Source organism: Leptospira brenneri, from assembly GCF_002812125.1.
Taxonomy (GTDB): domain Bacteria; phylum Spirochaetota; class Leptospiria; order Leptospirales; family Leptospiraceae; genus Leptospira_A; species Leptospira_A brenneri.
The window spans coordinates 236,015-248,318 of record NZ_NPDQ01000007.1 but is presented as its reverse complement, the minus strand read 5'-3'; the positions used below and the strand labels follow the sequence as shown (position 1 = coordinate 248,318).

Here is a 12,304-nt window from a genome sequence, read left to right as displayed (position 1 = left end):
AGTATCAAAGATTGATGGCATCTTTGGCGACTAAAATTTTTATATAAGTTCCAATTTCTTTAATAGTGATTCTAATTACAAAATGTTCGTTAGAAAACTTTCCCTAATTGGAAACCAATCCATTGGTGTTGTTGTGGTAATCCTTTTGCTGATTGAAAATCAATCGTTTGGTAATTATAATGGATTCCAAATAAAAAACCTGCGTTGGATACCGAGACGAAACCGGCTCGAACAAAACCAACAGCTCTTTTTAAATCAGCTACATAAGTTTTTTCATCTCTGAATTCAATTTCGTCACGTAACAGCTGCAATAAGATTTCTCTTTGTTTTGGATCTAAAATAAATTGTGATAATATTTCGTATGAGTACAGTCTGACAAGTGGCGGGAGTTTGCCTCCTTCAGGTCTAAAAATGGAAAAAATCGCCAACGCACGTGCATTATCTGGTACGTCATCCCATTGATCAAGAAGGTTTTTTAAGAGAAAAACACGAGTGGTTTTTTCGATTTCTTCTGCACCGTTGAAAATATTGTTAAAAATTAAATAGTTAAGTCCAATATTATAAGGATTGTTAGTTCCTTTTACCAAAAACTCATTGAACAAAACATATCTTTGAAGAGAATTTTTCCCATTATCCTCTGAGAGTGCTCGGTATTGAATTTCCCTTTCTCCTGCTTCTGCTGTAGGATTATTCAAATAATTATCCCAATTGCTGAAGGCAGAGCTTCTGTTCTGATTTTTATAAGTTCTTTCTGTTCCGATTTGTCCTTGGATTGTCGCATTATATAATTGTAAGGTTCCACCAGGATTGATATAAAAATACCAATAACCTTTCCCATCTTCGTGGAGGATGGGTGGGCCCGGTTGCAAAGCGGATGTCCCTGGCCCCGGAGTTTTGTCTACATTCCCAAATCGAAAAATCAAACCAAAGGAAACATCGGTTTGTATATTTCCCAAGTTCATGTTGTATTGAGTTCCAAAAAAACGGTGATGAAATTTTCGAACATCAGTTTTTAAAGCACCAGAATAAGAGTTAGGAATTTGGCTGTCCCAACCTTGTGGTGTTGGGGAACCAATTAAATTATGAAAGTTCATCTGTGCCGACTTACCACCAACAGCAGGACCGATCATCCCCAATTCTAATTCCGTAGTAATACTCATGTTTTCTGTGGCTGTCGTTAAAGCATTACTAAAGTAGGCACGACTGGAATATGGTCGATCTCCATAAGAGACGTCCGCCTTGGTTATGTTTGTTGGTGTATAAAATTCTTGTCCGAGTGCAAAACCTTGTAAGTATTTCGTTGTCTCAGAAGGAGTGATAAATAAGTTATTCCAGTATCCAAAAACCCTGCGAGTTGGATTTGCCTCTCCTGCTGTCATATGGAATTCCAATCGAGAACCATTTGTATAATATCGATCTGAAAAACCACCAAAAGCATCATTTTCCATAGTTAATCGAATCTGGTATTGGTTAGGTGGTTCTGGCTTTGTTCTTTCGATTTCCGGTAGCGTTTCTGGTATGGGTGGAATCTGTTTTTTGATTACCTTCTTTGTTTGGGCGCTGATACCAAAACTTAGAATAAAAACGAGGAGGAGGAGTAACCGGGAGGCCTTCATGATCCCAGATAAATCCTCCCCAAAGAATCTGCAAGGAAACTCTCTCGGACTTTTTTATATTTCCCTTGGTTTTTGTGGGTTTTCGCGGATTTTCATTCAGGTCAATTGACAGTCATCGTACCCAGTTGGGCTTCCGAAAAAGACATACCTGCATTAGACCCATTTCCATCTTTATCACAATAGGTGGCGGTCGCAATTCCGTTAATAGAGAATCTATAAACATAGCGATACGTGCCTGGGGTGGTTGGCGCAGTGATTGCCGCTTGGTATTCATCATCGTTACCGATTTGGATATTATACGTTGGTGTAGTGTACACCCATAAATGGGGATGTGTCATCGGATTTGTGTTATCGGGACCATAACCTACGCTTGCGATAACTCTCGGATCCGCTCCAGAAGCCGGCGTGACTCCAGCATGATAAACTCGACCATAAATCACTTCAGTAGTCCCACCAGCGGCAACGGTCAGTGATGGGGGGTGTTGGATAGCACAATACTCAAGAATTGGGAGAGTAGTCGGTGTTTTATTCACTTCTGTACTTAAAGAACTTTCTCCTGCGGAACTAATCGCCGTTAAACGAAAAAAATAGATTGTTTCATTGACTAGGCCATTGACAACGATCGGGGACGACGTACCTGAGACTGAACTATTACTCGTAGTCACTCCGGAAGAGGTTCCGTAATAAACTTTATAACTAGTGGCATTAGCAACTGCTGAAAAGGCAATTGAGATTTGTGTATTACTTGCTGTTGCCGATGAGATCGTTGGTGTTCCAGGAGGGCCAACCACAATAGCTAAACTTGATACGGACGAGACATTTCCTGCTTGGTCACAACTTCTTGCTTTCAACGTATAACTTCCATTGGGAAGTGTTGCTGGGGCCGTATATTCTGTTCCACTAGAAATGGTACAAGCTGCACCGTCAGTAAAAGAGGGATCTGTTCCTGAAGTAGAATAGGCAGTTTTTTTACAACCGGTTCCACCTGAATCTGAACAACTTAAAGTGACAGTAGTTCCCGTTACATGTGGACCACTGTTTGTTGGGGATGAAATACTTACACTCGGTGCTGTTGAATCTTTTGTGAGAGAAACGGAATTTGAACCAAAATTTGAAATTAAATTTGCAACACAGATTCTTATTGTATTGGAGCCACTTGAAAAATTCGAATTTCCAATTGTAGATATTGTATCCGGTCCACCAGCAGATACGGCTCCGGTAACATTAGCATTTCCAGAACCATTAGTTAAAGCAATTCCTGTTGAACAATTAGATCCTCCTACACGTATCTGGTATGTCCCTGCTTTTGAGCTTTGCCATGATATGGATGCAGTGTCTGTTCCATTGAGGTAGGTTGTATTTGCGTTTATTGTAATGTTTGCAACTGTTGTATCAACTCTATATAAACCTGATGTAACGGAGCTTACGTTCCCGGCTGAGTCTCTGGCAATATATTTTAAATAATTTGAGTTTGTATCAGAAAGAGAAACTGCTGTCGAATATTCTGTCCCTGAAGAAATAATTCCTGTTACTCCGCCTATCGCCGGATTTGTTGGTGCAGAACCAGATTGTAGTGCATAAACGATTTTTGTACAACCGGATCCACCTGAATCAGAACAAACTAGGGTTACCGAAGTAGTGGTCGAAAAGTCTCCCTGACCCGGAGAAGGAGTCACTGCTGGTGCTGTATCATCCCTAGTTAATTGGAATGTTTGAAAGCCGGTAAATCCTGGTGTTGTCACACAAATTCGATATTCTTTCGTACCTTCAGAACTAAAGTGAGTTCCTGCATTTCTTATGAATGTTTTGTTCACACCTGATGTTACGGTTCCATTGTAGACTTCCGTGCCATTATTACAGGAAGAAGACCCTTCTTTGATGTTATAGGTACCTGTTTTGTTAGATGACCAGGTAGCAGTAGAACTTGCAATGGCACCAGCTGCATTACTGATATAACTTGCTGAGAGCGAAACTGCTACAGAAGGGGCAGTTGAGTCAATCGTATAAGTTCCTGTGGTTATCGCTGAAAGGTTTCCTGCAAGATCTCTACAAATAGCTTTTAAAGTATAAATGCCATCACCTGAAAGGGATAAAGATTTACTTGGTGGATTTGTCGCAGTACCAGTCTTAGGAGAGAAGGAAGGAGTGCTTCCATCTAGAGTATAGAGAATAGTTCCAGGTGCCACAGGATCTTGGCATAGTATCGTTACGTTAATGGTAGAGGAAGAAGCGGCAGTGTTTGGTGATAAGTTTAGAGTTGGATTACTAACGTCTGTTAAAATTTGGTTAATTGTTGTGTCATTTGCAGTTCCATCTCCGTCTGTATCAAATCCATCCGGAACTCCGTCATGATTTGTATCAACAAGAACAACCGTGTTTCCTGAGCCATTTGCTCCTGTAGTGATGGTCACTACTCCTAAATCATTAACGGAAAGATAATAATCTGCAATTCCATCTCCGTTTTGATCCACTGCATCTGGAATCCCATCACCGTTTGTGTCGAGTAATATTAGGGATGGAAAGTCATTTCCATTTAGATTGATACCATCAGAAACGCCGTCCCCGTTGGAATCAGCGAGAACCCCCTCGGACACACCATCGTTGTTTAGGTCAATGGTGGCACCTGGTTTTAGTCTGTCGGAATTCCCTAGGCTCCCGCCACCTAACCCAAGTAGTATTATTTCAATTCCATTTTTTTTGTCCTCACTTGGTAATAAAATGCAATGGGAGGATAATGTTAACGCAATAAACAGGAAAATTAGGATTCTATTTTTCATATATAATTCTCGCTTGTCAGTCGCAAGTCATATAACAGAAAATAGGTTACTTGTCAAATTAAAATTGAAAACTCGAGTTTTTTGCCGATAAGTTAGAAATCCAGCTAATTTCAGTCCTCTTCTTCTGGAAATTCTTCTGTGGACAAGGGGAGAGGGTTGATTACTGGAAATAGTCTTTTTAAGTATAACTGTGTTGCTTTGTCTTCTGGGAATAACCTTGCAACTGTTTCGAATTTATCCTTTGCTTCTGAAAAATTTCCCGAGTGATAGGCCGTTGTTCCTTCTAAATACAATTCCTTTGTGTTTAGTTTTTGTTCCAAAAAGATTGGATCATCTCCATTGAGAATTTCATAGATGGATACAGGTTTAGTTTTCCCCTTCACTCGCACACGATCTAAGAATCTATATTCTAAATTTTGAATATGTTTATCGTCAATCGCATGGATGGCGGCTTCTGTCACAGCAATTTTGGACCCGTAAATTTTTGTTAGATTTTGAACACGAGAAGCTAAGTTGACCGTATCGGAAATGACAGTGCCTTCTAATCTTTCTTCTGCACCGATAGTTCCTAACATCAAAGATCCAGCATGAATTCCTATTCCAATTTGAATCGGTACGTATCCTTGTTTGCTTCTATGGTAATTGTACTCTTTTAAATACAATTGCATATCGACTCCTGCAAAAATAGCATCCGTAATGTTTCTTTCAAACAGGGCCATGATTGCATCTCCGATAAATTTATCGATAAAACCATTATGTTTTTGGATGATGGGACTCATCCTTCCTAAATAGGAATTGATAAAGTTAAAGTTTTCTTCAGGACTCATTTGTTCTGATAAGGTGGTGAAGGAACGGATGTCACTAAAGAGGACAGCCATATACTTTTGGATCTGGTCACCTAACTTAACATCTAATATTGTTTCTTTACCTAGATTGGCGAGAAAGTCTTTGGGAACAAAACGTGCATAAGATTCGGTTAGGATTTTTTGCATTTCAATGGCTTTTGCTTGAGCTAATTCTTTTTCTTGTTTCATGATGTTGATTCTATCCGCGAGCGCGATCGAAAGTAGAATCACTTCAGAAGCTGATCCAATATAAAGACCATATTCAGTTAAAAAGTTTACTGGAACTAGATTTAAGTATTTAAAGGCAACTACCACAGTAGCACCAATTAATACAGTAAAGGCGAGGAGGAAAAAACGAGCTGCACGATAATTCCGAAAAAAGCTGATCACTGCAGCGGCAAAAATCAGAAAAGGGACCGGAATCGTAAGCGTTAAACCAATTTTCACCGTGATTTCAGGTGAAAAGAAAAGAATGAGAGGAATTTCTATTAAGTGAAGGATAAAGAATACGGTTAGTGATTGCTCGAGCCAAATCGGCGTATTTTCCTTTGTATTTAAAAAACGTTTTGTAAATAAAATAAGTGAAGCTACACAGAATCCGGAAAAAAATATAAATCCGTTTCTTTGGAATTCAGGAAAGTTTGGCCATAAATATTGAAAACCATGTCCAGTCAGCGTTAATTGTATTCCAAGAAATCCTAGGATGTAAGTTACGTAATATAGATAACTGACATCTTTTACACTTAAAAAAATGAAAAAGTTGTATAGGATCATAACAATCATCACTCCATAATACAACCCTAGTCCATGTTGGATGTCAGCATAATGACTGGAGAAATGATCATTTTCCCAAATGGTGAGTGGTACAAAAAGTCCTCCCCCATTATAAAGTTTTAAATAGAGAGTTTTTACTGATTTACCTTCTAGTTCGAGGGGAAATACAAAGTTCCTATTTTTTATTTTTCTATTTGAGAACGGGACCATCATTCCTAGTCTATCTGTTAGGTGGTATGATCCGTTGTTTTCTGAATAAACTTCTACTAAATCAATATTGTTATAATCGATTTCTAATAGTTTTTTTACTGGCCCAGATGTTTTGTTTTCTAACGGTATCTTAATCCAATAGAAAAAATTAGTCTGGCCAAAGTTGGGAATTTCCTCAGAGGAAAGTTGAAACTTTTTTGTTGTTTCTTCTTTTAATATATCATGAATCGTTAATGATTTGGAAGGATCTTCGAGGATCCAAATTTCCTTCCCAATGTTTTTTTGATCTAAAACTTCACTTAGATCTACAGACCACAAATAACTCGGTAAAAAAAGAAAAAATATAAGTATTGGTTTTGTTAGTTGAAGTAGTATAGGCTTCATTTCGATTTTTATTTCACCAAATGAAGCTGGGAACATTACTTTTGAGTTTTTGTTGGTTCTTCTGCATCGGATTTTAAATATAAATATCTTTCTGCAATGAATGTACCAAAAGGAACCACCGAAGCTAAGGCTGCTAAGAATGTTTTTTTGGCCTTCCATTCTAGTTCTACTTTGACTTGGAATAATTCTACCAAATACAATAGAAATAACAATCCGTGAACCATCCCCACAATCTTATTCGGTTCTGGATTTTGGTATAAATACTTAAGTGGCATGGTCACGAAGAGGATGGCGAGAAAAGAAAGTCCCTCCAAAAAGGCTAAAATCCGGAATCGGCCTAGTTTGGTCTGGAGTAAAGAGAGCATAATCACTTCCTAGTTGGTTGTTATTCGTCAGTATCGCGAGATTCTTTGGTTTCGTCCTTACTTTCTTCAGTGACTTACCTTTTCCACTGGCTGCAAAAAGTAAGTCGCTAACCCCTGGAAACAATCCGTTATCCTGGAAATGATTCTCAGATAACAGATTATGTTCCAAAATTAGTCGACACTTGTTCGGGATTGACATTTAGTCCCAATCCCTTTACACTTTAGATATGCAGTTTCGAATTCTATCCATCGTTCTTCTTTGTTTCTCTCTCCCTGTTTGGTCGGAAGAGAGTTCGGTATATTTGGCAGCTATGGCAAAAAAAGACATCACTGGACCGTCTGTTGGTGTTATGTTTTGGGGTTACGCAAGAGAGGACCAAACTGGGGTCGGTATCCACACAAGACAGTTTGCAAGGTCCTTAGTGGTTCGAGACCAGAGCTCGAAAAAACTTTTAGCCTATGTTACCGCAGAGGTGGGAGGGATCCCTTTTGAAATCCAAAGGGATGTTGTGAAAAGGCTCCAAACGGAACTCGATCCGGGATTTGGTTATGGCAATGTTCTCATCAATGCTTCTCATACTCATAGCGGGCCGGCAGGACATTTTCATTATTCGGAAGTTTCGTTTTATTCAAAAGAATTCTATTCTGAGTCCTATGCCGTTTTACGAGATGGAATCTTTGAATCGATCAAAGAAGCATATTTAAAAATGAAACCAGCGGAATTAACAGTTGGAAAGGCCTTTGTGGGAGAAGCAGGGATCAATCGAAGTCTTTCTGCTTATCTTGCCAATCCAGAAAACGAAAGGAAACAATACTCTGATAACATTGATCGGGAAATGCTTCAGCTAACAGTGTCTGTGGCGGGGTCTCCCATCGGTTTAGTAAATTGGTATGGTGTCCATCCAACAAATATCACTTTTGATAACCGATTGATTTCTTCTGATAATAAAGGAATTGCTTCGTTACTTTCTGAATCAGAAGCAAAGAAACAAGGGTTAAAAGACTTTGTTGCTATCTTTGCACAGGCAAATGAAGGTGATGTGTCACCTAATTTAAATTTGGACAATACAGGTCCCGGAAAAGATATTTATGATAGTAGTTTTATCATCGGGAAAAGACAATTTTTAGCAAGCCAGGAAATTTTAAAATCAGCCGGAAAACGTTTGTCAGGCGGTATTTCTTTTACACAAAGATTTATTGATATGAGTAAACATCCTGTGAGTAGTGAATTTTCTGGAACTGGAAAAACAGAAACTACCTGTCCTTCTGCTTATGGTTATTCTTTTGCTGCTGGTTCCACTGAAGAAGGTGGAGGACATTTTTTATTTCATGAAGGGATGACCAACAAAAATCGAAGATTCTATATAGATTGGATCGCAAAGTTTATGATACAATCTCCCTCTGAAGAACTTAGAGAATGCCAAAATCCTAAGGCCGTCCTTTTTCCTATGGGGGAAACGAAACCACTCCCTAGTTTGCCCCAAATTTTACCATATGGACTAGCGTTAGTTGGTGATCTTACAATCCTTGTGATGCCTCATGAAGTCACAACGATGTCGAGCCGACGATTAAAAAAAGAAGTTCAGTCTGTATTAAAAGACAAATCTTCAGAAATTGTCCTTTCTGGACTTACGAATGATTTTTCTGGATACATTACCACTCCGGAAGAATACTCTACTCAAAATTACGAAGGTGGTCATACCTTACATGGACCTCAAAGTTTAAATGCCTTAAGACAAGAATTTCATAAAATGTCTTTAGAATTAAAAACCGGAAGCCAACCCACTTCTTCATCCTTAATGCCATTGGACTTGTCGGATCGAGTTCATTCACTAAAGATCCCTTCATCTGATTCTGTTACCGTTAAACCGGAAGCCGTCATTCAACCTAGTGCTGAATCATATAAAAAAGGTGATGTGGTAACATGCAGAGTAGAATCAGCAAATCCAAACGTAGGTTATCCGAAAGTGGCTTCTTATTTTTGGGTGGAAACAGAAGAGAAAGCGAGTTGGAAACCAGTAAGGTCAGATGCAGATTTTGATACAAAATTTTTCTACCAAAAACGAGGATTGTGGGGAAAGTCAGAACAAAGTGTGGAACTTGTTTGGGAAACCAATTCCGAAACGAAACCTGGTGAATACCGATTGGTTCACGAAGGAATTTATTTAGGTAAAGATGGGGTTCGTTCCCCTTATCGTATCGAATGTCCAAGTTTCCGTATCGCGGAGAGTGGAAAATAACTAAGACCTTGGGGATCAAATCTATCAGATTTTGTTAGTTTGATCCCTTTTCATTTCCACTTTCTAAACCTCTCTCTTCGATTCGAAATCTCTTCCTATTAGAAAAACAAGTTGTGTGAAATTCCTGTTTAGTGGAAATCTTAGGAAAAGAGAACAGGACTGAGGGGAAACCGTATGAGCGAATTTTATCAAGACGAATGGGTTTGGATTACGGGAGCATCCTCTGGAATTGGGAAAGAGTTGGTGAACCAAGCTTACAAACGAAAGGCAAAGGTATTACTTGCTTCACGAAAGACAAAAGTTCTAGAGGCACTGGCAAAAGAACTCAAACTAGAGAAGGGTCGTTTTGCTGTCGAAAAATTAGATTTGGAAGATTACAAATCAACAACCACGTTTGCCAAACGTTGCCTTCAGAAATATGGGATACCTAAAGTTGTCATTCACAATGGAGGGATCAGCCAAAGATCTTTAACGAAGGAAACCAATTTAGCCACTCTCGAAAAAATTATGAACACCAACTTTTATGGGGCAGCAGAAATGACTCGTGCGATGTTACCTCAAATTTTAGGAAAAAAGGAAGTTCATTTTGCAGTGATCTCCAGTGTCGCCGGAAAATTGGGAAGCCCACTTAGATCGGCTTATTCTGCCTCCAAATTCGCGTTAGTTGGTTTTTTCCATTGTTTGCGAGCAGAAGAAGAAAGTAAGGGAATTTATGTAACCATGGTATATCCTGGTTTTATCCAAACAAATATTTCTAAAAATGCACTGACTGGCGATGGAAAAACAACCGGAACTATGGATTCGGTGATCTCTGCGGGTTTACCCGTTCAATTATGTGCTCACCGCATTTTACATGCAGTGGCCAACAAACAGAGAGAAGTTGTAATTGCTGGTATTAAAGAAAAGTTTGGTCTTTTTTTGCAGGCCGTTTACCCTTCTTTATTTTTTAAAATGATTCAAAAAGCAAAGGTAAGATAAGGAGAAGATATAATTGAAACTTTTTATATATATTACTAGTATCTTTTTGTTATTGAACATGGGAATTTTTGCAGAATCCACCATTCTCGATTATAAAACTAAAAATACATCTAACGAAAAAGAAAGAACTTATCTATTAGATCTTTTGCGTGCGAACCTCTCAAATGAGTTCAAACAAGAATTCATTTTTGTTGTAGAACATTTTAAAGTTTCTGGTGATTATGCATGGTTCCGTGGAACAGCCAAAAGAAAGGATGGAAAAGAAATCTCACTTTCGGAAGAAATACCTTACGATTGTTGCCATGTGGAAGCTTTATTTAAAAAAACAAATGGGAAATGGCAAATTTCCGAATCGGCAGCATTTAGTACCGATGTTTGGTGGGATGGAATTCAATCGCGTTATCCTAAGGCGGCTAAAGAAATTTTTCAGTAATTATAGATGTAGAATTGATTGTCTATGATTCGCAAAACAGTCATTATTTTTTGCTATTTTGAAGTAGTAAAAAGTCTTAGAAGAAAAAGAATTCGTAAATCTTAGAACCATTCTGAGATACCATTAGGGTCTATAAATTTATAGACCATTCTAGAAAGGATCACAATTCTGTTACTAAAGAGGTTTTTAATACATAAAACTTCTTTAGTAGTTTCGAGCCTATGTTTCAAACAAATTACAACGATTTACTTTCAAGTATTCCTGATTTGATTTGTGAGTTGGATGCTTCTGAAAAAATTAGTTATGCAAACTCATTCCATAAACATAGGTTAGGTTATGAATGGCATGAAATCCTTGGCCGTTCGATAGACGAATTTTTCCATCCAGAGGATAGAAAAGAATTACAAGAAAAAATATCTCATCTACAAATACCTGGTGCAGAAATTATAGGTATTTGGCGAATTGCCCATAAAAACGGACACTTTTTGACCTTTGAATGTAGAGGAAAATTCCAACCAGATTCTAATGGAAACAAAAGGATTATAGTCATAGCAAGGGATATCACCGAAGAACTTAGGCAAGATTTTAAACTTCATTCAAAGAATTCTCCGAAATCAAAAGATAAAACGGATTTAGAGATGAAGTCTGCTCAACTTCAACAAAACACTTTGTTTGAACTAAAGATGTCTCAGTTTGAATTTTCGCAATTAAAACATGCTTTTGATGAACATGCAATCATCGCCATAACAGATAAAAATGGATCAATCTCTTATGTGAATGATCGGTTCTGCGAAATCTCTATGTATTCAAGGGAAGAACTCGTAGGAAATAATCACCGTTTGTTGAATTCCGGATTTCATTCTCCTGAATTTTTTGACCGAATGTATCATATGATTCAAAATGGATATGTTTGGAAAGGCGAGATCCGGAACAGAAGTAAGGTCGGATCTATTTATTGGGTCAGTGCAACCATAGTTCCTTTACGTTCTATTGATGGTAGTATCAACAGGTTCTTTGCATTACATACGCTCATCACTCGTACAATTGAATCAGAAGAAAAAGTAACACAACTTTTGCAGGAGAAAGAATTACTTTTACAAGAAGTCCACCATCGGATCAAAAACAATTTATTTTCTGTTTATAGTCTTCTTAAAATGCAGGCCAACTTTTCTAATGATGAACATTTAAAAGAACAATTTGATGAAGCCGCAGGCCGATTGAGAAGTATGATGGCTTTGTATGATCGATTGTACAGATCACAAAATCCAAATGCTATCGATTTAAAAGAATACGTTCCAAATTTAGTTCGAGAAATTCTCGCTACCTATCAGAAAAACATTGTTTTTGAATTTCTTCCTTCAAGTGGTATCATTGTGAAACCAGAGATTGCCAATAATTTAGGAATCATCTTAAACGAACTTATTTGTAATTCAGTAAAACATTCGTTTCGTCAGGTAGACTACGGAACCATTGACGTTCAAATCCAACAATTGGAAGACCAAATTGTATTTGTCTATAAGGATGACGGAGAGCCGTTGCCGGATACATTTTCTTTGGAAAATTCGGATGCTGGGTTTGGAATCAAACTTATGAATCTACTTGTGTTGCAACTCCGAGGAAAAGTAAACGTAACTCCTGGACAGAGAGTTCAATTTGAGTTATCCTTTCCCAACCGGTAAATT

Annotated in this window: 8 protein-coding genes; 4 read left to right on the top strand and 4 right to left on the bottom strand. The window is 38.1% G+C overall.

Annotation, left to right across the window (positions count from 1 at the left end; translation table 11 throughout):
- Window positions 1-89 precede the first annotated feature (89 nt).
- The 4 genes from CH361_RS15685 to CH361_RS15670 form a co-directional block, all read right to left on the bottom strand.
- Window positions 90-1,616: a lipid A deacylase LpxR family protein gene (locus CH361_RS15685; RefSeq protein WP_100791748.1), complete on the bottom strand. Its 1,527-nt coding sequence runs from the start codon at window positions 1,614-1,616 to the stop codon at window positions 90-92.
- A 101-nt stretch (window positions 1,617-1,717) separates the two neighbouring features.
- Entirely contained in the window at window positions 1,718-4,393 is a 2,676-nt protein-coding gene (locus CH361_RS15680; protein WP_100791747.1) for a chitobiase/beta-hexosaminidase C-terminal domain-containing protein, read from the bottom strand.
- 110 nt (window positions 4,394-4,503) lie between these two features.
- Window positions 4,504-6,606, bottom strand: a complete 2,103-nt coding sequence (locus CH361_RS15675) for a 7TM diverse intracellular signaling domain-containing protein (RefSeq protein ID WP_100791812.1) — start codon at window positions 6,604-6,606, stop codon at window positions 4,504-4,506.
- A gap of 35 nt (window positions 6,607-6,641) precedes the next feature.
- Window positions 6,642-6,971 (bottom strand): DUF3817 domain-containing protein, encoded by a 330-nt coding sequence (locus CH361_RS15670; RefSeq protein WP_100791746.1) that lies wholly within the window; start codon window positions 6,969-6,971, stop codon window positions 6,642-6,644.
- Window positions 6,972-7,198: 227 nt separating this feature from the next.
- Between CH361_RS15670 and CH361_RS15665 the strand changes: the two genes are divergently transcribed.
- From CH361_RS15665 to CH361_RS15650, 4 genes are all read left to right on the top strand, one after another.
- Entirely contained in the window at window positions 7,199-9,211 is a 2,013-nt protein-coding gene (locus tag CH361_RS15665) for a neutral/alkaline non-lysosomal ceramidase N-terminal domain-containing protein (protein ID WP_100791743.1), read from the top strand.
- A gap of 174 nt (window positions 9,212-9,385) precedes the next feature.
- Complete coding sequence (locus tag CH361_RS15660; RefSeq protein WP_100791740.1) at window positions 9,386-10,189, top strand: SDR family NAD(P)-dependent oxidoreductase; 804 nt, start codon at window positions 9,386-9,388, stop codon at window positions 10,187-10,189.
- Window positions 10,190-10,247: 58 nt separating this feature from the next.
- Entirely contained in the window at window positions 10,248-10,622 is a 375-nt protein-coding gene (locus tag CH361_RS15655) for a hypothetical protein (protein ID WP_100791811.1), read from the top strand.
- 221 nt (window positions 10,623-10,843) lie between these two features.
- Window positions 10,844-12,301 carry a PAS domain S-box protein gene (locus CH361_RS15650; RefSeq protein ID WP_100791739.1) on the top strand — a complete coding sequence of 486 codons (1,458 nt, stop codon included), beginning with the start codon at window positions 10,844-10,846 and terminating at the stop codon, window positions 12,299-12,301.
- Window positions 12,302-12,304 lie beyond the last annotated feature (3 nt).

Coding starts and splice junctions, on each gene's coding strand:
- CH361_RS15685 (WP_100791748.1), bottom strand. CDS start 1,616: ATGAAGGCCTCCCGGTTACTCCTCCTCCTCGTTTTTATTCTAAGTTTT.
- CH361_RS15680 (WP_100791747.1), bottom strand. CDS start 4,393: ATGAAAAATAGAATCCTAATTTTCCTGTTTATTGCGTTAACATTATCC.
- CH361_RS15675 (WP_100791812.1), bottom strand. CDS start 6,606: ATGAAGCCTATACTACTTCAACTAACAAAACCAATACTTATATTTTTT.
- CH361_RS15670 (WP_100791746.1), bottom strand. CDS start 6,971: ATGCTCTCTTTACTCCAGACCAAACTAGGCCGATTCCGGATTTTAGCC.
- CH361_RS15665 (WP_100791743.1), top strand. CDS start 7,199: ATGCAGTTTCGAATTCTATCCATCGTTCTTCTTTGTTTCTCTCTCCCT.
- CH361_RS15660 (WP_100791740.1), top strand. CDS start 9,386: ATGAGCGAATTTTATCAAGACGAATGGGTTTGGATTACGGGAGCATCC.
- CH361_RS15655 (WP_100791811.1), top strand. CDS start 10,248: ATGGGAATTTTTGCAGAATCCACCATTCTCGATTATAAAACTAAAAAT.
- CH361_RS15650 (WP_100791739.1), top strand. CDS start 10,844: ATGTTTCAAACAAATTACAACGATTTACTTTCAAGTATTCCTGATTTG.